The organism is Nocardia sp. NPDC055053, from assembly GCF_053608285.1.
This window is the reverse complement of record NZ_JBSGVD010000004.1, coordinates 171,998-192,413: the sequence shown is the minus strand read 5'-3', so window position 1 is coordinate 192,413 and position 20,416 is coordinate 171,998. Positions and strand designations below refer to the sequence as shown.

Below are 20,416 nucleotides of genomic sequence, written 5' to 3'. Positions count from 1 at the left end.
CAGTGACGTCGGTAACGCTAACGTCGACAGCCAGAGCTGTCAAAGTTCGCCGGGATCGGCCCTATGCTGGTCGGGTGCCTCGATACACCCGTGCGGAACTCGCCGACATCAGCGGCGTGGCGGCGCGCACGATCCGCTACTACCACTCGCTCGGCGTGCTGCCGAAACCCGGCCGCGCGGGCAAGGAGGTCGTGTACTCCGACGCGCACCTGGACCGGCTGCGCGACATCGTCGCCATGCAGGCCCGTGGGCTGCGCCTGGACGCCATTCGTGAGGTGTTCGACGCCGAACCGTCGCCCGGCGCCGGTGACTGGCGGACGCTGTTCGATCCGCGCGCCGCGCAGGCGGGGGAGCGCGCGGTCTTGGTCGACGACGCCGAACTGACCGGACTGCTCGGTGACCGCGGCACCGACGTCCTCGCCGAACTGATCGCGGCGGGCTACCTCGAGCGCCGCGGCGACAGCTGGTTCGTACCAGACCGCCCCATGCTCAAGGGCGCGCTCGTGCTCTACGACGTCGGCACCGACATCACCCTCAGCGGTGTGCTGCGCACGCTGATCCGGGAACGGATCGCCGACCTCGCCGACGATGTCGTGCGCACGGTCCGCGCCGCGGCGGGCACCGGGTACGGCGGGGAGGACGTCGGCGTCGACCTCAGCCGCTTCCGCGACCAGTTCCTCGCCATGGCCTGGGAGGTCGGCGGCGCGACCTTCGCCGCGGAGATCGAACGCGCGGCGGGCTCGGTGGACCCGGTCGAGGACACGGCCGAACGTCGCCGTCTGCATGGCGCCGCCGGTGCGCGATGATCGGTCGATGAGTACCGACCGACCAGGACCGCGGGCACTGGCTCGCGCCCAGACGATCGCCGACATCAAACGGATCGGCCGGGAGCATCTCGCGTCGCAGGGCGCCGCGGCGCTGTCGTTGCGCGCGGTCGCCCGTGATCTGGGCGTCGTCTCCTCGGCGGTGTACCGGTACGTGCGCAGCCGCGACGAACTGCTGACCATGCTCGTGGTCGACGGCTACAACGCGCTCGGCAACGCGGTCGACGCCGCGCTGGCCGGCGCACCCGACGACCCGGCGACCCGCTTCCGGACGGTGGCGCGGACGGTCCGGGCATGGGCGCTGGCCGAGCCCGCCTGGTACGGCCTGCTCTTCGGCACCCCCGTGCCCGGCTATGCCGCGCCCGCCGAGGACACCGAAGCGCCCGGCGTGCGGGTGATCGCGACACTGCTCGGCATCGTCGACAGCGCCTACCGCGCCGGGCAGCTGAGTGCCCCCGCCACGGAACCGGTGATCTCCGCATCCACCACAGGCGATTTCTCCGCTATTCGTGAGCAATTCGGCCTGGCCGCCCCGGACTGGCTGATCGCCGTCGCCCTCACCGCCTGGACGACCCTGTTCGGCGCCGTGAACTTCGACGTTTTCGACATGTACGGCCGCGATACCTTCGCCGATCGGGCCGAAGTGTTCGACTTGCAGGTCGACCAGTTGCTGCGAATGCTCGGCTTCACGCGGGTTGCCACGAACTAGCCATTGGGTTCGGAGCGTCGGACCGCCTACCGTAGACCGGTCGGTACGGTAGCGAACGAGGTGATTCCCGCGGTATGTGGGGTGAGAGATGTGTGAACGGCGATGTCCACCGGTGTCGCCAACGAACGGGAGTGCCCGAGTGAATTCTCGCGAGGAGATCTTGCGCCGAGTCCGTGACGGGCTGCTCGACCTACCCGACGACGAGCGTCGGGTGCCGATGCGCCGTACGTCGGGCCACGGTGACGCCGTCGATCCGGCCGAACGGGCGGCCGTACTCACCCGATTCGCCGAGCGGTTGCGCGAACACGGTTCCCTCGTGCGGACCGTCGACCTCGTCGGCCTGCCCGCCGCGGTCGCGGATGTGCTCTACGGCATGAGCGCGACCTCGGTCCTGGCGGCTGTCGAACCGGGCCCGGCCTGGCTCGATCACTGGGCGAGCGCACCGGGTCATCAGGTCGTGCACGGCGGCTCGGGCACCACCGAAACCGGTGACGCCGTGGTCCGCGACGCCGTCGCGGGCGACGCATCGACCGGTTCGCTGGCCCTGGACGTCGATGGTGGTCCCGCCGTCTCCGAGGTGATCCCCCAGGTCTGCGTAGTCCGCGCCGACCGGGTCTTCGGCTCCCTCCCCGACGCCCTCGACCGCCTCGACCCCCGCCGCCCCCTGGTCTGGCTGGGTGGTCCCGCCGACGCCGAACTGGCCCGTCAACTGGTCGTCATCCTCGTCGAGTAGCCGGTCACGCTCGTCGGACCCGGCGGTCGACGAGCGGGCCCGCGCACCCTCCGGCAGGCGCACCTGTTTCGATGCGCCCGCGGGCAGGCTCAGGTGAGCGCGTGCACGATCGCCGATACGAGGCGGCCGAACATGCGGACCACGAATGGACCCGCCTCGACGATCACGTCGGCCACGACTCCGCCGTCCTCCACCCCGTCGGCGTCTGACTTCTTGCGGCGTTTGGACTTTCGACGTCTGCGGTTGAACATCTCCATGCCTTGTCATACGTACGAGCGGCGCCAGGGGTTCCCCCATTCCGTCACTTGATTCAGCGGGCTCCGCGTACGACGGTCACAAGTCGGCGTGGTGGGTTGTGTGGGACTGGGAGTCTCAGTTATTCTCGGCGTAACCGGTGTGATGGCGCTTACAGTGCCCGCGCCGGACGCGAACCGAGGAGGCACCGATGACGCTGACCGAATCGAGCCGTGGCGGACTCATCACCGAGGAGTACCGAGATGCGCTGGCGACCCTTTCGCAGGGGTCCGTCGACCGGCATTTCGATCCCTACCTCGATATCGACTGGGATTCGCCGGAGCTCGCCCTTGACCCGAACGATGTGCGCTGGGTGCTCTCGCCCGAGGTCGATCCGCTGGGCGCGACCCAGTGGTACCGCGACCAGCCGCTCGACAAGCAGATCGCGATCGGCAAGTGGCGCACCGCCAATGTCATCAAGGTCGGCGCTGCCTTCGAGAGCATCCTGATCCGCGGAATGATGCAGTACATCATGAAGCTGCCCAACGGCTCGCCCGAGTTCCGGTACTGCTTGCACGAGATGACCGAAGAGTGCAACCACATCCAGATGTTCCAGGAACTGGTGAATCGCATCGGCATCGACGTGCCGGGCATGCGGCCGCTGTTCAAGGCGCTCTCCCCGCTGATCGGTGTCGCGGGCGGCTACGCCCACACGATCCTGTTCATCGGCATCCTCGGCGGCGAGGAACCGATCGACCACTACCAGAAGGCCGTCATCCGCGAGGGCTCGTCGATGCCGCCGATGGTGTTGCGCACCATGGAGATCCACATCGCCGAGGAAGCGCGCCACATCTCCTTCGCCGGCGAATTCCTCGCCGCGCACATCGGGCGGATGGGCAAGTTCAACCGTGGCGCGTGTTCGGTGGCGTTCCCGATCGCCATGCGCTGGCTGGCCGGGGAGATCATGGCGCCGCCGCGGTCGTTCGAGCGTGAATTCGATATTCCGCACGAGGTGATCGAGCAGGCGTTCTGGAAGTCCGAGCACTCCCAGAAGATCCTGTCCGGCTACTTCGGCGACATGCGCAAGCTGGCCGACGACCTGGGCCTGATGAACCCGACCGCGCGCCGGATGTGGCGGGCACTCGGCGTCGACGGCCCGGCCTCGCGGTATCGCAGCGAGCCCGAGCGCGGTACGCGCCGGATCGCGTGAATGTCGGTCGGTGGCGGTGGCTCAGCCGCCGTCACCGGCGGCCAGCTGGGAAATGATCTCGACGAGCTGCTGATCGGGATCGAGGGTGAGACCGTGCCTGCGGGCGACGCCGTCGACGACGTGCCAGGCGTAGGAGGAGACCTCCTCGATCAGCTGCTCCCTGGTCAGGACCGGATTCGGCTCGTTGGCCCAGCGCGTGACAGTGGCTTCGGTCATCGACACGATGGCGAAGGTCATGGTGTCGGCCGAGCTGTCGTCGGTCACGCCGACGACACCGGCGAGACCGGTGACCAGCGCTCTGGTGGAGGCAGCGATGGTCCCGATCAGCGCGCTCATCGCGTCGACATCGGGATCGGTCTCCGACGGGCCGGTGCGCAGGAACTCGTGCAGCCGCGGATGTTCCTCGATCCAGGTGACCACACCGCCGACCGTGCGCACGAGGATTTCGTGGATGGACCCGTCGCCGATATCGAGGGCGTCTTCGATGTCGGCGACGAACCGGTCGGCGATCTCGCTCCTGATCCGGCGATCCAGCTCGTCACGACCGGCGAACTGCCGGTAGACGACGGATTTCGCGAGGCCGGCGTTCTCGGCGATCTGCACGATCGGGACCTCGACGCCTGCGGGCGCCTGCTCGATCAACTCGACCGCCGACAGCACGATCCGCTCCCGGCGGCTGTCGTTGTGCGGCTGCCATCGGGCTTGTCTGCCGCTCACGGCGCTGGAGGGGCGTGACGTTGCGCTCGACACCCGCCCGAGTGTAGAGCACCCGGAGGGTCCCGAAACCGCTACCGCGGGACCGACACGGGATCGGTGCAGCTCGTCAGCGCGTCGACCAGGGAGCACGGCACGGGCCCGCGGGTGGGTCGATAGTCGGCGGGGACACCGCCCAGCGCGGTGATCGCTCGGTAGGCCGCCACGGCGTCGGTCGGCTTGCGGGTGAGGGTGGGATCGGTCAGCACGTCTACGGTGTAGAGGCCGAAACGTGGTGTGTAGGAACCCCATTCGTAGTTGTCGGTGAGGCTCCAGTAGTTGTAACCCATCAGCGGGATGCCGTCGGCGACGGCGCGCTGCAACCAGTAGACGGTGTCGCGCAGCGAATCGGCGCGGGTGTAGCCGTCCGTGCGTGGCAGCCCGTTCTCGGTGGGGATGCCGTTCTCGACGATGTAGAGGGGCTTGCCGGGAAAGCGTCGCGCGTAGTGGTCGAGTGCGTAGTAGATGCCTTCGGCTTGCAGTGGAATCGTCCAGAGCCGGTCGAAATCGGGGACGGCGAGCTGGGTGGGGGACAGGCCGTAGTAGTAGTCGATGCCGATGTAGTCCAGGCGGGCCGAGATCCGGTCGAGCAGTGGGCCGCTGACCGCGTCGTCGGCGGCGGGGATGTAGGCGACATTGCTGGTGACCTGGGCGCCGGGCTGCACGGCATGGATGTGGTCGTAGATGCTGTTGTGCGCCTGTGTGATTCGCTCGCCCATGGTGAGCGCGTCGGTCGCGCCGATACCGCCCCGGCGCAGTTCGTTGACCAGGTAGAACGTCGGCTCGTTGAAGGTCACCCACAGCGGGTCGACGCCGGCGAAGCGGTCGACAACGCGCTGGGCATTGGCCAGCCAGTTCGTCACGATCTCGGGATCGCGCCAGCCGCCCCGGTCCGCGGCCCAGCCCGGGTACACCCAGTGGTCGAGGGTCAGCATCGGTCGCATGCCCGCGTCGGTGATCGCCCGCACGACATCGTCGTAGAAGGCGAGTGCGCTCTCGTCCCAGACGCCGGGTTGCGGTTGCACGCGGGCCCACTCGATGCCGATGCGGTACACGCGCACACCGAGATCCGCGGCGAGGGCGATGTCGGATCGGTAGCGCGTGCGGAAGTCGACCGAATTCAGGTACGGGTCGTTGGTGGCGCCGGACTCGGCGTACCGGCGCCAATTGCTGTCCGGCGCATCGCCTTCGGCTTGGAAGCCGGAAGCTGCCACACCCCAGAGGAATTCGGGTCCAAGGGGTGCCAGCTGAGCGGGTGCGGGAGGTCGAGCGAGGGCGGGGGAGAGGCTGGCCGGGAGCAGCGCCGCGGCGGCCAAGGCGACCGCGACAAGGAATCGGCGACCACTGGGGGAGGGCATGACACTCACTCCTGGCATGAAAGGGGAGGGGAGTGTTTCAGTGTGCGGCATCGGGCAGGGTGATGCCGGGAATCAGGTCGGTGCGGCGGTGAACGAACTCGAAAGTCAATCGTAAACATGTCCATACGTAGATATGCGCATCTACTTATGTGAAACCCTCGCCATTCCACCTACATCCGCCACCGGTAAAAGCGGTCTCATCGCTTTCCGACGACTCACCAGCACAGACGAGGGAGAGGCGGTCTCCGCATGTCGCGACGGCACTCCGGGAAGTCGAGTGAGTTGCCTCTCAGGGGACCGTCCTGAGTCGATGGATCCGTTTCCCTCGAGCCAGGATTCGAAGATGGCGTGGAATCCCTTACCTGCCCTCGCACGCGAGTTCGCCACACAGCCCTGGGTGATGCGTGGCTCTGGCGCCGTCTTGCCGGTCGAACGACTGCTGCGCAGGCTCAGCGGCGGCCGGTGGGGAGTTCTCGACCTGGCCGGCCTCCCGTCGATCGAGGTCACCGTGGTCGGTCGCAAGTCGGGTCAGCCGCGGACCACGTCACTGCTGTGTGTCCCGGACGGCGACGGCTTCTATCTCGTCGGCTCGAACTGGGGCAAGCCGCAACATCCGGCGTGGTCGGCGAACCTGCGCGCGGCGCGCACCGCCTCGGTTCGCTATAACAGCAGTTCGTCGTTCCCGGTGACGGTCACGGAGATCACCGGTGTCGAGCGAAAGCGCGTCTGGGATCAGGTCGTGGAGTTCTGGCCCGGCTACGAGATGGAGTTCGAACTCTCCGGCGGCCGCGAGTTCCGCATCTTCCGGCTGGACCGGATCAGCTGATCGTCACAAGCCGAGCTTGGTGACGGCATTGTCCTCGAGCGGGTTCGCGGTGCGGATGTAACCGTGCACCGTGCGCGGGTTCGCCCAGCGGCCCTGGCGCATGATCTCGCGGTCGCTGGCGCCACCGAGTGCGGCTTGGGTGGCGAAGCCGGCCCGCAGCGAGTGGCCGGAGAACAAGTCGGGGTCGAGGCCTGCCCGAGCCGCATAGCGTTTGACCAGCTCGGCGACCGCTCGCCCGGACAGCGGGGCTGCGCCGATGGAACCGTGCCGGTTGATGGTGGGGAACAGCGGGCGCTCGGTGTCCGTGCTGAGCGGCGTGCCGGTGAAGCCGTGGCAGCGATGGATCGTCGTGTCGGGCACGGGGTGTTCGGCCGCCCACGACCGTGTGCCGGGATCGCCGGCGTCGGCGTGGACCTCCAGTAGCCGGACCCAATCGGCGAACGCGCAGATCGGGCAGGTCCGGGGGTGTTTGCCGCGGGGCAGGGCGATGCGCTGTTCTGCGACGCCGGTGGGGTCGGTCTTGGTGGTCGGCAGATGTACGACGAGCAGTGGCTCGCCGGTGGTGTGGTCGGTGCGTACGTGGACGTCGCTGATCCGCAGGCCCGCGAGCTCGCTGCGCCGCAGCGCGCCGGCGAATCCGACCAGGAGTGCGAGAGCATCGCGACGACGGGCTGGTTCGGTGGGCCAGCCGGGTTCGGGAAGTTCGGCGAGCAGTTGATCGAGGGTGTGCAGCAGGACCGGCCGCTTGCGGGTCGGCGGGGTGCGCCGGGTGCGCCGGATGCCGCGCAGTGTGAGCCGGACGACATCGGAACGCGTCGGCGAGGGGAGTCCATTGGCGGCGTGGACTGCGGCGATGGCGGCGGACTTGCGGTCCAGTGTCGCGGGGCTGAATGCCCAGGCGCCGCTGTCGCGGCGGGCATCGGCGGCCGCGGCGAGATACACGGCGACGTCGAGTGGGTCAGCGGGCAGCGCCTGGCGTTGCTCGGCCGCGCACCAGCCCGCCCAGGCTATCCAGTCGGTGCGGTAGGCCCGCAGGGTGTTCGCCGACTGGGAGGCTTCAAGGTAGCGGCGCAGGGAAACGGCCTGGAAGTCGTCGAATCGTTCGCGGACCAGGCGCAGGGCGGCGGTGTCGACGAGGACGCTGCGCACGCCGCGACGCAGTTCGGTCCGTACCTGTTCGGGAAGGACGACCGCTGCGTCGCTGCCGCTCACGTCGCCACTCCTCGCGCGAATCAGTCTGTCGCCGATGCTCCTGGCGTTCGAGCCTAGGTCATCGGCTCGTGATCACGGCATTTCCGCCAGCTCGGCGAGCTTGGTGTGGATGTACGCGGCGAGCCGGTGCCGGGCCGCGGTGGTGAGGAAACTGGTGTCACCGAGTCGCGGAAAATGGTCATCGACTTGGCCTGACGGCGTTTCGGCGACGTTGCTGGACTCGCCGACGAGTTCGAGATGTGCCGGATGTTGCTGGGGGAGAGGAACATTCGGCACGTCCGTGTCGGTGTGCGCTGCTCCGTGACGTACCATGACGAAACCCTAACGTTTTGATTACGGCCGTTGCCAACATGGCAGGCCCGGTAGTGATAACTGCCACGTTTTCTGATTTGGTGGATCATCGGGCCGTGTCATGTGTCTCTTGACCGCCATCATGGACCGATGGACGCCGTCTTCGCCGACACGGAGATCCGTTTCGCGAGCTATGAGTTCCCCGGCGCGACGGTCTACCCGAGTGGGGCGATCGGTCTCGCGGAGATCCGTGATGTCGATCCGCGTGCGACGCCGCCGGAGGTGCGTACCGTGCGCGGCGAGACACTGTTCGTCCTCGCCGCACAGCGCTCCGAGCTCGATGGCTTTGCCACCTGTCACGGTATTCCGGTGCGGCGAAGGCCTGATGTCAGGACGCACGGGCGGTCGTGTCCTCGGCCATGGCCGATTCGCGGACGTATCCGGCGACGGGGCTCAGTCGCAGGACGGTGGACATCCTGCGGGTGAGCGCGGGTGGGCCGGTGAACACCACCCGGCCGGTGCGCTGGGCGTGGCTCAGTGGCATCCGGCCCAACCACACTTCGTAGAGCGTTGCCACGTCCGCGACGATGGTGACGTCGACCGGGTAGCCGGGATCGGTTTCGCACACCGAGGGCGTTGCGCCTTCGACGACGATCCAGAACCGCCGCACGTCGTCGGTGAACCGGACCTGCAGGACGTTCCGTCTGCCGGGAAGGCTCGCGGTGTCGACGCGGGTATGCATCCACCAGACGAGCAGCGCCGCGTCGAGCTCTTCGTCGCGGGGTTCGCCGAAGGTCCAGCGTGCGCCCCATTCGCCGAGTCCGAACAGGATCGGTTGGAGTTGGGTGCCCGCGTCGGTGAGCAGGTGTTCGGTACCGATCTTCTCGATCAGCCCGGCCCGTTCGAACTGGCGCAGCCGTTTGGCGAGCAGGCTGCGCGAGAGGCCGGGCAGGCCGCGGGCGAGGTCGTTGAAGCGGGTGGTGCCGAGGTAGAGGTCGCGCAGGATCAGCAGCGACCAGCGTTCGCCGAGCACGTCGAGCGCGCGGGAGATGGGGCAGTACTGGCCGTAGCCTGCGGTCGTAGTCGTCATGGTCACCTCACCGACGGGGTCCACTTTCAGGACCGGGGGAGTCCACTTTCTGGACTATCTGGTTATCGCGGCGGTTCCTACCTTCGAAACATGACTTCCACATTTACCGACACCACGTCCACCACCGACCGCGTCGCCCTGGCCCGCGAGATCGGTGAATCCCTGCGCCCCGAGGTGCCCGAGCGGGACCGCACCGGCGAGATCTCCGTCGTCGCATTCGACCGGTTGCGGGCCAGCGGCCTGTCCGCCGCGCTCGTGCCCACCGAGTTCGGTGGCGGCGGCGCGAGCCACCAGGAGATGGGAGAGATCCTGCGCGAACTCGGCAGGCACGACCCGTCTACCGCTGTCGCGTTCGCGATGCACTCCCATCTCGTCGCCGCCCAGGTGTGGCGGCACAACCACGGCGTGGACGCCTCGGCGGTGTTCGCGAAGGTGGCGGCAGGCGCGATCCTGGTGAGCACCGGCGCTTCGGACTGGGTGGACTCCAACGGTGCGGCCGTGCGCGTGGACGGCGGGTATCGGGTGAGTGCCCGCAAAGCGCCTGCCAGCGGTTGCGAGGTGGGCGATGTGCTCGTCACCAGCGTCCGTTTCGAGGGCGAGAGCGAGCAAGTGCTGCACTGCGCGATCCCGATGACCGCGCCCGGGGTGAGCATCGACAAGACCTGGGACACGTTGGGCCTGCGGGCCAGCGGCTCACACACCGTGGTCCTCGACGACGTGTTCGTCCCCGACGCGGCGGTGTCGTTGATCCGTCCCGCCGGCGTGTGGCCGCCGGTGCTGAATGTGGTGATCGGCGCGGCACTGCCACTGGTGCTCGCCGCCTACCTCGGTGTCGCCGACTCCGCTGTCGAGCTCACCGCACGGCTGCTGGCGGGCCGCGCCGAACCGCACACGCTGCAGTCGGCTGGCGAGATGCTCAACGCCTACACCACCGCCGCCGACCTCGTCGCCGCCATGTTCACCGATTCCGACAACCTCGGTTTCGCCAACACCGACGAGTACGCAGGCCGGACCCTGAGCCGCAAGACCGTCGCCGCCGACGCCCTCATCACCACGGTGCGTCTGGCGATCGAGACCACCGGAGGTGCGGGCTACTCGCGCTCGTGTGAGCTCGAACGTCTCTACCGCGATATCCACGGCTGCCAGTTCCACCCGCTGCCGAGGGCCAAGCAGACTCGTTTCAGTGGCCGGGTTCTGTTGGGCCACAGCCCACTCGGCTGAAAATGCATGCTGTAGAGGTGACTTCGGTGTGGTCTAATCGCCGGGTGATGATGTTTGCGCAGCAGTGGTGGCCGCTCTCCTAGCGGCCCACCGTGTTGTGCGCGGCCGCCTGGGTGGGCGGCCGGGTCCTTGATGACGACTTCTGTTCCGGCCCGTGCAGGCGGTCCTGACTGGAAGGACGATCATGAACGACAGCGGTACCGGTTTCGGCGAGATTCTCGTCAGTTCTCGTTCCCTCGACGAGTATCGGGCGATGTTCGCGCTCACCGACGCCGATCTGCGGCGCCGAATCCTTGATTGCCCGGGTGGCGCGGCGGGGTTCACCGCGGAGGTGTGTGATCTCGGCGGTGACGTGACCGCTTGTGACATAGCCTATTTCGACGATGGTGTCGCGCGGGTGGCGGCGACGGCGGTGGCCGAGGCGGACCGGGGCAACAGGTATGTGCGCGACCACGCCGATGTCTACCGGTGGACCTTCTTCGCCGACCCTGACGCACATCACCGTGCCCGGCGCGGATCGGCGCAGCGTTTCGCCGCCCACACCGCTCTCGCCCCGGACCGCTATGTCGCCGCTCGGCTGCCCGTACTTCCGTTCGCGGACAACAGTTTCGATCTCGTACTGAGTTCACACCTGCTGTTCAGCTACGCCGACGATCTGGACTTCGACTTCCACCGGCGGGCGTTGACGGAACTGGCGCGCGTGGCCACCACCGAGATCCGGGTGTTCCCGTTGGTCGCCATCGGCTCCTCGGTCCGGTATCCGCGGCTCGATGAGCTGATCGGCGAGCTGTCGGTGGCCGGTGTCGAGAGCGCGATCGTGGATGTGGACTACGAGTTCCAGGCGGGCGCGAACCAGATGCTGGTGTGTACGGTGCGCTGAGTTGTCAGTCGAACAGCTCGCTCGCGGAGGGTCGGGGTCGGATCGGTGTCGAACGGCAGGGCGACCGAAGACCCTTTTCCGCTGTGTTGGCGAATCGGCAGATCGTCTGTGCGCTGCAGCGTAAGTGGGCGGAGGGGATGGCGTGCCCAATGCGTTGAGGTGGTCCTCCGCACATCGGTTCGAGTTCCGTCACGGTGACGCCACGAAAGAGGTGGTGACACTACCGATACACGCGTGACGGCTGTGTTGTCACACTTGCGATGCCTGCGTCGTCACCTCAATGCGAACCGTTCGCGACGACAGGAGAGACACGTGTCTGTGGAGATCATCAATCCGGCCGAGCTGCACGATCCGACGGGATTCGGGTACAGCCACGTCGCGCGGGTGACCGGGGAGCTCGTGCTGATCGCGGGTCAGTACGACTCCGACGGTGACGGGCACACGACGACCACGGATTTCGCGGGGCAGGTCGATCGGGCGTTCGGCAATCTCGGGATCGCGTTGCGGTCGGCCGGGCTCGACTACGGCGATGTCGCGCAGCTGCGGACGTTCATCGTCGCTCACGACCTCGACAAGCTGACGATCCTCGGGAAGAAGATCGCCGAGATCTGGGGTGAGCGGCCGCCGGTGCAAACCCTGCTTGGCGTTGCGGCGCTGGCGCTTCCGGGGATGCTGTTCGAGGTGGACGCGGTCGCCGTCCGGGGTTGATCGGGAACTGCTCGACATCGCCGTGGTGGCGATGTCGAGCAGTGTCCTTTAGATTTCGGCCAGCTGGTGGTCGGCGACGTGCCCGGCCAGGTAGCGCAGGTGATCGCTCGAATCACCGAGGGTGTGCTCGATGGCGGTCAGGCGTGCGGTGTAGTGCCCGACGGGGTATTCGGCGGTCATGCCGATGCCGCCGTGCATCTGGATGGCCTCCTGCCCGATGTGCCTGCCCGAGCGCCCGATTCGCAGTTTCGCGCGGGACGCGACCATGGGATCGGCGACACCGTCGGCCAGTGACATCGACGCGTACAGGCTCATGCTGCGTGCCAGCTCCAGCGAGACGTACATGTCGGCGGCACGCTGGGTGAGGGTCTGGAAACTGCGCAGCGCGACCCCGAACTGCTTGCGGGTGCCGAGGTAATCGGTGGTGAGCCGCAGCGCTTCGGCCATCGCCCCGACCGCTTCGGCGCCCAGTGCCGCCTGCGCGGTGATCATCGCGTCGGCGATGAGATCGGCGGCGTCGTTCGGTGTGCCGAGCAGTTCTGCTGCCGCGCCGTCGAATTCGATGTCGGCGCCGTGCCTGCCGTCATGGGTGCGGAACCCGGTCCTGGTCACGCCCGGTGCGGTGGGGTCGACGAGAAACAGTGCGGTGCCGCCGCCGGGCAGCGCCGCGCTGACGATGAGCCGGTCGGCGCTGTCACCGTAGGCGACAGGGTGTTTGCGCCCGGCCAGCTGCCAGCCGTCACCGTGCGGCACCGCCTGTGTGCCGATGCGGGTGGAGGGCCACCGCGTACCGGGCTCGGCGTGGGCGAAGACCGGTCGCAACTCGCCGTCGGCGATCTTGGGCAGGAGTTCTTTGCGCTGGGTCTCGGTACCGGCCCGGCCGATGATCACGGCGGGCAGGAGTGCGCAGTCCAGGACAGGTTCCGGTGCCAGGGCGCGGCCGAGTTCCTCGAGCACGAGCATCGTCTCGATCGGGCCAGCGCCCATGCCGCCGTCCTCGGCCGAGATGGTCAGGCCGAGCAAGCCGATCTCGGCGAAGGTCGACCACACCTGCGGATCCCAGCCGAGCTCACCGCCGATGACCTCGCGGCGGCGTTCGGGGGTGTAGTGGCGGGTCAGGACGCTGCGCACCGTGTCGCGCAGCATGGTCTGTTCGGTGCTGAGTTCGAAATCCATGGCGGTGCCTCACAGTCCGAGGATCGTCGAAGCGATGATGCTGCGCTGCACCTCGTTGGATCCTCCGTAGATCGATGTCTTGCGGTAGTTCAGGTAGGTGGCGGTGCTGCGGCGTGCCCAGTCCGGGGTGTCGGCTTCGGCGGCGAGGGATTCCGGGCCCGCGATGTCGACGAACAGTTCGGTGACGGCCTGCTGCAATTCTGTGCCGCGGAGTTTGAGAATCGAGGACACCGGATTCGGGGCGCCGTCGGCCGAGCCCGCGACAACCCGCATCTGGACGAGTTCCAGTGCCAGCAGCTCGTTTTCGAGGTCGGCGATGCGGGCGGCGAAGACCGGGTCGTCGAGCAGGGTGCCGGTGTCGAGCCGGGTCTGCTTGGCGTATTCCTTGGCCAGCCACAGCCGCACCTTCGTCTGCCCGACGGCGGCGATGCCGGTGCGCTCGTTGCCGAGCAGGAACTTGGCGTAGGTCCAGCCCTGGTTCTCCACGCCGACGAGCTGGTCGGCGGGCACCCGCACGTTCTCCAGGAACACCTCGTTGACTTCGAATCCGCCGTCGATCAGCTCGATCGGCCGGACGGTGACACCGGGGGAGTCCAGGGGGAACAGCAGCATCGAGATGCCTGCCTGTTTCTTGGGTGCGTCCGGGTCGGTGCGGGCCAGGCAGAACATCCAGTCCGCGCTCTGGGCGGCGGTGGTCCAGGTCTTCTGGCCGTTGATCACGTACTCGTCGCCGTCGCGCACGGCGACGGTGCGCAGCGAGGCCAGGTCGGAACCGGCGTCGGGCTCGGAGAAGCCCTGGCACCACCAGATGTCGAGGTTCGCGGTGGCGGGCAGGAAGCGCTGCTTCATCTCCTGCGAGCCGAACTGCGCGATCACCGGCCCGATCATGTTGGTGTTGAACGTGAGCGGCTCCGGGACCGACGCGAGCTGCATTTCGTCGTGCCAGATGTGGCGCTGGATCGGGGTCCAGTCGCGGCCACCCCATTCGACCGGCCAATGCGGCACAGCCAGCCCGTGCGCATGCAGGATGCGCTGGGTCGTGACGATGTCGTCCTTGCTGAGTTCGGCCATGTGCCTGGCTCGATTACGGATGTCGGCGGGGATTTCGTCCCGGAAGAAGGCACGTAGCTCGTCGCGGAAGGCGAGCTCGTCCTCGGTGAGTGCCAGTTGCATGGTCGAGTATGTTACACAGAGATACGTATGTATCAAATGGTAGCCGCGAAGGAGCACTTATGCTGTGCGATGTGACGCGAGCCGAGGGGACGAGAGCGCCGGGACGCCCGGCCGCGGCCAGCCGTGACGACGTGCTGCGAGCCGCGGTCGAGGTCTTCCTGTCCGGCAATCGCGTCGACGTGAACGCCATCGCCGCCCAGCTCGGCCTCGGCCGCACCAGCATCTACCGGTGGTTCGGTTCCCGCGACGGGCTGCTCGGCGCGGCGATCGCCCGCCAGCTCGAGCGGATGGCCGCCTACGCCGAACGCACCAGTGACGCCACCGGCGCCGAACGCCTCAACGCGGTCCTCGATCGCTGCATCCACTGGCTGGTCGAGGACGATTCGCTGCGCACCTATTTCGACAACGAGTCGACCGGGGCGCTGCGCCTGATCACCCGCAGCGACGGGCCCGTCCACCAAGCCGCGGTCGCCGTCGTGGAGGGCCTCATCGAGCGCGCCGAGGAACAGGGCTACCGCCCGCCGATCGAACGCGCCACCTTGGCCTACGCACTGGTCAGGCTCTGGGAAGCGTTCCTGTACAACGACGCCGTTGCCGGCTTCCGCGGTGACGTCGACCGCCTGCGCCAGGTCCAAGCCGCACTGCTGCGCGCCTGAGCCCTGAGTCCGGTTCTCTGGTCCGACACAATTTCGGCTGCACCGATGACTTTCGGGTGTTTTCGTCGTCGATACCTCTGGAGATACCGGCAGACAGGAGTCCAGGTATGACCTCGGTACGGGCGAACGGTATGGATCTCGGTATCGAGAGCTTCGGCGGTGAGGGCGATCCGCTGGTCCTGCTGGTTGGCGGCACGACGATGTTGTCCTGGCCCGACGCGCTGTGCGAGCGGCTCGCGTCGGGTGGGCGGCGCGTGGTCCGCTACGACCTGCGTGACTCCGGCGCGTCGACGACCCTCGACCCGGAGAATCCGGCCTACGACCTGCGGGATCTCGTCGCAGACGCGGCTGCGCTGGTCGGGGTGCTGGGTGCCGGGACCGCACATCTCGGTGGGGTCGGCGTCGGTGGGATGGTCGCTCAGGTCGCCGCGCTGGAACATCCGGACGCGTTCTCCGTACTGACCCTCGTCGGCACCAGGCCGGTGGCGCCGGGCCCGATCGACGAGGACCTGCCGGACCACGACGCGGCGATCATGGCCGCGCTGTTCTCTCGGCCGCGGCCGGACTGGACCGACCGGGATGCCGTCGCGGCGTTCGCCGCCGAGGGTGCCGAGGCGATGGGCAACGATCCGGAGGAGGCGAAGGCGAGGGCGGCCCGAATCTGGGACCGGACGCCGTCGAGCAATCCCACGGTGCACCAAGCGAACCAGCTAGGGACGGTGTTCTCCCGGATCGATTGCACCCCCCGATGGCGGGAGCGGCTCGGTGAGCTCGACGTCCCCACGCTCGTGGTGCACGGTCGTGCCGACCCGTTCTTCCCGGTCGGCAACGGCGAGGTCCTCGCCGCCGAGATCCCCGCGGCGCGACTGCTCGTCCTCGACGACATGGGCACCGCCCTGCGGACTGCCGCGGCCGACCAGGTCGCTGCCGCCATGCTCGCCCTCTGACCGCTCACCTGGACGCGCTGGGATGCGAATGGTCAGCCGGTCGGCAGCTCGGTCGGTACTGCTCGGTCGGTACTGCTCGGGCGCGGATCAGCGGGTGAGGATGTATCCATCGTGTGGGCGATGGTCGCGGGAGCGGCGCAGGTCGGCGATGGCGAACGTGCGTTGCACCCAGCGGTCGGCGCCGTCGTAGCGAGGTTGGAAGGCGGTGCGGCCGTGGACAGTGACCCGATTGTCGATAATGGCCAGGTCGCCGGGTGTGAGTACCGTGGTGCGGGCGACAGAGTTGCAGGCTCGGCCGAATTCGGTCAGTGCTGCCTCGGCGCGCGGTGTCAGCGCGGTCGTCGCGATCGTGGCCATCCGGATGTCGGGGTCGTCGATGGCGCCGGAAAGCAGCGGCTGGGGTGAGCGCGCGGTGTTGTCCGAGGGGAAGGAGGGCGGCGGTGCGGTGATGAATTCTGGTGCGAACAGCGTTTCCCGGGTCGCTACGCTGAGCAAGGGCAGTACCTGCCGAATGCAGGCGGTACGCAGACCGGCAATCCGGTCGTGGTCGGCGCGCAGGCACAGCAGCAGCACATAGTCGGGTTCGTGCAGGTGGAAGGCATTCTCGTTGTGGAAGGTCAGCAACACCGAACCGGCGTTTCCCGAGAAGGATTCCTTGCCACGCACCGGTACGACATCCTGCACGAGGGCACCGGACTTCTCGGCCAGATACGCGGCTGGGTCACCGAGCCCGCAGGCGACCATAGTGAGTACGGCAGCGGAGACGATCGCCGCACGCTGCACCGAATCCGATGTCGAGGGTGTGGCGGGCAGCATCGTCTCGTCGACCGGCAGGCCATGGATCACCAGTGACCCCAGCGGTCCCGAGTGCCGGCGGAACTGCCGAACGCCGCGACGCAGCCTCAGCGGCAACGCATCCCAGGAATGACGTGCGCGCGCGACCCACGCAGGGTCGTCCACCCGGTCCTGGTCTCCCGTGCACAGGGTCCGAGCGAGTCGGTCGATCTCGGCTGTATCAGCAGGAGTCAGCTCCAGGTCCGCGAAGTCGACGGTGTCAGCGATTTCGTGCATCGACGCTCTCTCCTGGTTCAGCACATCAGCGGCAGGGCAACTGTTCTCAGATCGAGGTGGCGCAGCGCACAGGACTGTTATCCGTGCCGGAGGGCTGACACGGCGTCGGCGATGTAGTGGTCTCCGAATCGGATCAACGGTGCGTACTGGGCTGCCCGCCGGTGCCGCATCAGCCGGAGTTCGCCGACTGCGTTGTCCGGGCCGGTCGGCAGCTGCGCGATGGAGCGGCGTAGCCGGACCATCGAATACGCAAGGGTGACATGGCGTTCGCTGTCGATGAGGTCGGCCTCGAGCAGCGCGTCCCGGGCGTCGGCGAGTTCCGGATCGCGCGCAACCAACTGCTCGTAGGTGTCGGGTACAGCTTTGAGCAGGTCTCTCATCGCGGCGCGGAACGTTTTGTAGCCGCGGTGCTGTCGGCCACTCAGCGGGGTCGCAACCTCTGGCGGCTGCATGGTGGGGCGGACAGCCGCCAGATAGTAGTCCACCGGAATCGTGCTGGCATGGATCATCGCAGCGGGAAACCCACGCACGTAGGTGGTCGCGTGTGCGAGCCGTGTCAGTGCGGCCTCGCCCGCCCCGTGGCGCAGATGATGCGCGGCGTCGGTCACCGCGACCGCTGCGCAGATGTTGAACAGAACGTGGACCTGGTGCCCGACGAGCCAACGGGCTGTCCACTCGTCCTCCAGCGAAATTCCGTCAGAAATCTCGGGAGTGGTCGAGATGTCAAGGGGCAGTCCGTCATCCCCTGCGGCGCCGGTGAGGTCGAGTACGGCCTGTCGCATACCCGCGATCTCTACCGCCAGATCGGCACCCGAGAGCGGGGCTCTGCTCAGGTCCCGCGCACCGCGATGGATGACGAGAGCACCGTGCAGAGCTGCCTGCTGATCGGACAAGTCCACTTCACGGACTCGGAAAAACGACTGACTCACCGACTCGGCAGGCAAATCCTCGCCAACCACCATCTCGGTCTCCGCCGCTATGGCCTCGACCAGCCCGCCTGCCGCAGCAGCTGCCCGCTGTAGCGCTGTGGTGCGCTCGACCGGACCGGCATGGGTTGGGACCTCGTCCAATGCCATCGCAGTCCGTTGTGCCTCAGCCTGTATGCGAACGTTCAGATTCGGGATGGTTCCCCCAGCCCTCGGTTCGCGGAAAACAGCCACCGGTGGGTGCGGGACCGCCGCCGAGGTGCTCATACCGCCAGAATATCCCGAGGTAAGACCCTCAGGCGGGTGTTCGACTTCACCCACGGATACGAATTCCATTGTCCGGTCACCGATCTCGATGTCGGTATAAGCATCCTGAGATGCCGATGAGCGGATTTCAACCGGCGAACTTCGCGACGGCCTGCGCGGTGACCGGGGTGAAGAGGTTGATCAGGTTGCCGTCGGGATCGCGAAACAGCAACGACCGGTTCCCGCAACCGCTGGTAATCGGTATCGACGCGGCACCATAGCGGCTTATCGCAATCGATGGTGTGCCGCGTGACAGCGTCGCGGTGTCGGGACGGTTGGTTGTGTCGGGTCAGGAAGTGCGAGCGTCGTGCTTCTCTCGGTTGGCAAGGACCTGGTCCATGTGGATCTGTGCCCAGTGCCTGAGGTCGCGTGTCAGGTGGTGGAGTGAGAGGCCGAGGTCGGTCAGCTCGTAGGTGACGGTGACGGGGACGGTTGGCGTCACGGTGCGGGTGAGTAGGCCGTCGCGTTCGAGTGCTCGTAGGGTCTGGGTCAGCATCTTCTGGCTGGCTCCCGCCAGCAGGCGGGAGATCTCGGAGTAGCGCATCGCTCGTGCGGCATCCGATGCACCGGGCTGGTCGGATTTGTCTGCTGTGTCGCCGCCAAGGGCGCACAGGATCAGCACGACCCACTTGTCCGAGATCCGGTCGAGGAGCTGGCGGCTGGGGCATGCCGACAGAAACGCGTTGTACTCCGTCTTGGCCTGGGCCCTCTGGGCGGCCTTCGTTGGCTTCACTGATCTCAACTTTCACCTGTGGGGGAGTTACGCACTTCAGAGTGCCTACTTCCCAACAGGAAGTAGCTCTCCAATACTCGCCAAGGGAGACCGAAGACGCCACCCACGGCGAAACGCGAAAGGCACAACGATGAACGCGCCCACCACATCACTTCCCGGCGGCACCTGGAGGCTGGGCAACTCGACCATCACCCGGTTCGGTTACGGCGCGATGCAACTCGCCGGCCCATGGGTCATGGGGCCTCCCGCCGACCACGACGGCGCCCTGGCAGTATTGCGCGAGGCGGTCGCGGCCGGTATCACCCACGTCGACACCAGCGACGCGTACGGACCGCGCGTCACCAACGAGCTGATCCGTGAGGCGCTGCATCCCTACCCGGAGTCGCTGTTCCTCGCCACCAAGGTGGGGGCGAACCGCGACGCGCAAGGCGGCTGGCCCACGGCCCGGCGACCCGAAGATCTGCGCAAGCAGGTCCACGAGAACCTCCAGTCCCTCGGGGTCGAGACCCTCGATCTGGTCAACATGCGTATGGGCGATGCCGAAGGCCCCAAGCCTGGTTCGCTCGCCGAGGCGTTCGAGACGCTCGTCGAGCTCCAGCGCGAGGGACTGATCCGTCACCTCGGGGTCAGCAATGTCACCACCGAGCAGGTCGCCGAGGCGCGCGGTATCGCCCCCATCGTGTGCGTGCAGAACATGTACAACCTCGCCCACCGCCACGACGACGACCTCGTTGACAGGCTCGCCACCGACGGCATTGCCTACGTGCCGTTCTTCCCGCTGGGGGGCTTCACGCCGCTACAGTCCGATGCGCTCTCGAGGGTCGCGGTCCGGCTTGGGGCGACGCCGATGTCGGTCGCGTTGGCCTGGCTGTTGCAGCGCTCACCGAACATCCTGCTCATCCCCGGCACATCATCGACAGCCCATCTGCGTGAGAACATCGTCGGCGCTGGGCTCTCCCTCTCCGATGAGGACGTGGCTGACCTGGAGAGTATCGGCCACTGAACGACATGCAGGCCGTGCCCGGGTCCAGCGACAGGCACGTCGCCAGACCCGGCGCAGGTTCCGCTTGCGCTGATCTGACCACTTGGTGGTGACGCGCATCAGACGATGAACGCACAGGTACGCGAGTAACTCGACGACGCACGCTACGCCAAGTCCGTTTCCGCGCGACCGGTCCGGCCCCCAACTCTGGGAGCTGGTCCTCCGTGCGGCTCGCGGCCAGCGTCGCTGTCGAGAAGCGATCGTTCGAAGGCCTGAGGGTCGGCACTGATCAGGAAGACGTGCGATGAGGAGTTCTGCCGCCTGGTCGGCCGGCCCGCCGATCCCGGCGTCGCCCTCGCGGCCGTGGTCGCCGAGCTGGAGACCGTGCTGGGCGAGG

The 20,416-nt window shown here is 67.4% G+C and carries 22 protein-coding genes and 1 pseudogene; 11 read left to right on the top strand and 12 right to left on the bottom strand.

Features of this window, described 5'->3' with window-relative positions; all coding sequences use genetic code 11:
- Positions 1-74 precede the first annotated feature (74 nt).
- The 3 genes from ACWF82_RS06105 to ACWF82_RS06095 all read left to right on the top strand — a co-directional run bounded on the left by ACWF82_RS06105 (position 75) and on the right by ACWF82_RS06095 (position 2,266).
- Positions 75-806 (top strand): MerR family transcriptional regulator, encoded by a 732-nt coding sequence (locus tag ACWF82_RS06105; protein ID WP_452498477.1) that lies wholly within the window; start codon positions 75-77, stop codon positions 804-806.
- A gap of 7 nt (positions 807-813) precedes the next feature.
- Positions 814-1,533, top strand: coding sequence for a TetR/AcrR family transcriptional regulator (locus ACWF82_RS06100; RefSeq protein WP_452498475.1), 720 nt, complete (start codon positions 814-816; stop codon positions 1,531-1,533).
- Between the two features lie 139 nt (positions 1,534-1,672).
- Entirely contained in the window at positions 1,673-2,266 is a 594-nt protein-coding gene (locus ACWF82_RS06095; RefSeq protein ID WP_452498472.1) for a hypothetical protein, read from the top strand.
- A gap of 89 nt (positions 2,267-2,355) precedes the next feature.
- On the opposite strand, the gene ACWF82_RS06090 is transcribed toward ACWF82_RS06095, so the two are convergent.
- Positions 2,356-2,523 (bottom strand): hypothetical protein, encoded by a 168-nt coding sequence (locus ACWF82_RS06090; protein ID WP_452498471.1) that lies wholly within the window; start codon positions 2,521-2,523, stop codon positions 2,356-2,358.
- Between the two features lie 188 nt (positions 2,524-2,711).
- On the opposite strand from ACWF82_RS06090, the gene ACWF82_RS06085 reads away from it, so the two are divergent.
- Positions 2,712-3,710 (top strand): AurF N-oxygenase family protein, encoded by a 999-nt coding sequence (locus ACWF82_RS06085; RefSeq protein WP_452498469.1) that lies wholly within the window; start codon positions 2,712-2,714, stop codon positions 3,708-3,710.
- A gap of 21 nt (positions 3,711-3,731) precedes the next feature.
- Here the strand turns inward: ACWF82_RS06085 and ACWF82_RS06080 are convergent, their stop codons facing one another.
- Together ACWF82_RS06080 and ACWF82_RS06075 are read right to left on the bottom strand one after the other, a co-directional pair.
- On the bottom strand, positions 3,732-4,460 hold the full coding sequence (locus ACWF82_RS06080; protein ID WP_452498467.1) for a TetR/AcrR family transcriptional regulator: 729 nt from the start codon (positions 4,458-4,460) through the stop codon (positions 3,732-3,734).
- A 38-nt stretch (positions 4,461-4,498) separates the two neighbouring features.
- A complete protein-coding gene (locus ACWF82_RS06075) occupies positions 4,499-5,821 on the bottom strand; it encodes a family 1 glycosylhydrolase (protein ID WP_452498465.1) in 1,323 nt (440 codons plus the stop codon).
- Positions 5,822-6,164: 343 nt separating this feature from the next.
- Between ACWF82_RS06075 and ACWF82_RS06070 the strand changes: the two genes are divergently transcribed.
- Positions 6,165-6,647 (top strand): nitroreductase family deazaflavin-dependent oxidoreductase, encoded by a 483-nt coding sequence (locus tag ACWF82_RS06070; RefSeq protein WP_452498463.1) that lies wholly within the window; start codon positions 6,165-6,167, stop codon positions 6,645-6,647.
- A 3-nt stretch (positions 6,648-6,650) separates the two neighbouring features.
- Here ACWF82_RS06070 and ACWF82_RS06065 read toward each other — a convergent pair whose 3' ends face one another.
- The 3 genes from ACWF82_RS06065 to ACWF82_RS06055 form a co-directional block, all read right to left on the bottom strand.
- Complete coding sequence (locus ACWF82_RS06065; RefSeq protein ID WP_452498461.1) at positions 6,651-7,859, bottom strand: site-specific integrase; 1,209 nt, start codon at positions 7,857-7,859, stop codon at positions 6,651-6,653.
- A gap of 72 nt (positions 7,860-7,931) precedes the next feature.
- Positions 7,932-8,135 carry a hypothetical protein gene (locus tag ACWF82_RS06060; protein WP_452498459.1) on the bottom strand — a complete coding sequence of 68 codons (204 nt, stop codon included), beginning with the start codon at positions 8,133-8,135 and terminating at the stop codon, positions 7,932-7,934.
- 403 nt (positions 8,136-8,538) lie between these two features.
- Positions 8,539-9,240: a winged helix-turn-helix transcriptional regulator gene (locus ACWF82_RS06055; RefSeq protein WP_452498457.1), complete on the bottom strand. Its 702-nt coding sequence runs from the start codon at positions 9,238-9,240 to the stop codon at positions 8,539-8,541.
- 90 nt (positions 9,241-9,330) lie between these two features.
- On the opposite strand from ACWF82_RS06055, the gene ACWF82_RS06050 reads away from it, so the two are divergent.
- The 3 genes from ACWF82_RS06050 (at position 9,331) to ACWF82_RS06040 (ending at position 12,049) form a co-directional block, all read left to right on the top strand.
- Complete coding sequence (locus ACWF82_RS06050) at positions 9,331-10,461, top strand: acyl-CoA dehydrogenase family protein (RefSeq protein ID WP_452498455.1); 1,131 nt, start codon at positions 9,331-9,333, stop codon at positions 10,459-10,461.
- Between the two features lie 184 nt (positions 10,462-10,645).
- Complete coding sequence (locus ACWF82_RS06045) at positions 10,646-11,341, top strand: class I SAM-dependent methyltransferase (protein ID WP_452498453.1); 696 nt, start codon at positions 10,646-10,648, stop codon at positions 11,339-11,341.
- A 312-nt stretch (positions 11,342-11,653) separates the two neighbouring features.
- A complete protein-coding gene (locus tag ACWF82_RS06040) occupies positions 11,654-12,049 on the top strand; it encodes a RidA family protein (RefSeq protein WP_452498451.1) in 396 nt (131 codons plus the stop codon).
- Positions 12,050-12,097: 48 nt separating this feature from the next.
- Here ACWF82_RS06040 and ACWF82_RS06035 read toward each other — a convergent pair whose 3' ends face one another.
- Together ACWF82_RS06035 and ACWF82_RS06030 are read right to left on the bottom strand one after the other, a co-directional pair.
- Positions 12,098-13,225, bottom strand: a complete 1,128-nt coding sequence (locus ACWF82_RS06035) for an acyl-CoA dehydrogenase family protein (protein ID WP_452498449.1) — start codon at positions 13,223-13,225, stop codon at positions 12,098-12,100.
- A gap of 9 nt (positions 13,226-13,234) precedes the next feature.
- On the bottom strand, positions 13,235-14,398 hold the full coding sequence (locus ACWF82_RS06030; protein WP_379305842.1) for an acyl-CoA dehydrogenase family protein: 1,164 nt from the start codon (positions 14,396-14,398) through the stop codon (positions 13,235-13,237).
- Between the two features lie 71 nt (positions 14,399-14,469).
- Here ACWF82_RS06030 and ACWF82_RS06025 point away from each other — a divergent pair, with 71 nt between their 5' ends.
- Positions 14,470-15,054: a QsdR family transcriptional regulator gene (locus ACWF82_RS06025; protein ID WP_452498447.1), complete on the top strand. Its 585-nt coding sequence runs from the start codon at positions 14,470-14,472 to the stop codon at positions 15,052-15,054.
- 107 nt (positions 15,055-15,161) lie between these two features.
- Positions 15,162-16,001: an alpha/beta fold hydrolase gene (locus tag ACWF82_RS06020; protein WP_452498445.1), complete on the top strand. Its 840-nt coding sequence runs from the start codon at positions 15,162-15,164 to the stop codon at positions 15,999-16,001.
- Between the two features lie 87 nt (positions 16,002-16,088).
- Here the strand turns inward: ACWF82_RS06020 and ACWF82_RS06015 are convergent, their stop codons facing one another.
- From ACWF82_RS06015 to ACWF82_RS06000, 4 genes and pseudogenes are all read right to left on the bottom strand, one after another.
- On the bottom strand, positions 16,089-17,072 hold the full coding sequence (locus ACWF82_RS06015; protein ID WP_452498443.1) for a TauD/TfdA family dioxygenase: 984 nt from the start codon (positions 17,070-17,072) through the stop codon (positions 16,089-16,091).
- A 77-nt stretch (positions 17,073-17,149) separates the two neighbouring features.
- On the bottom strand, positions 17,150-18,265 hold the full coding sequence (locus ACWF82_RS06010; RefSeq protein WP_452498441.1) for a hypothetical protein: 1,116 nt from the start codon (positions 18,263-18,265) through the stop codon (positions 17,150-17,152).
- A gap of 127 nt (positions 18,266-18,392) precedes the next feature.
- A pseudogene (locus ACWF82_RS06005) lies at positions 18,393-18,506 on the bottom strand (VOC family protein); the annotation flags it as partial.
- 87 nt (positions 18,507-18,593) lie between these two features.
- Positions 18,594-19,037 carry a winged helix-turn-helix transcriptional regulator gene (locus ACWF82_RS06000; RefSeq protein WP_452498439.1) on the bottom strand — a complete coding sequence of 148 codons (444 nt, stop codon included), beginning with the start codon at positions 19,035-19,037 and terminating at the stop codon, positions 18,594-18,596.
- A gap of 130 nt (positions 19,038-19,167) precedes the next feature.
- Between ACWF82_RS06000 and ACWF82_RS05995 the strand changes: the two genes are divergently transcribed.
- The gene (locus ACWF82_RS05995; RefSeq protein ID WP_452498437.1) at positions 19,168-20,040 is read left to right on the top strand and encodes an aldo/keto reductase family oxidoreductase; all 873 of its coding nucleotides are present in this window, start codon (positions 19,168-19,170) and stop codon (positions 20,038-20,040) included.
- The last annotated feature ends 376 nt before the right edge of the window (positions 20,041-20,416 follow it).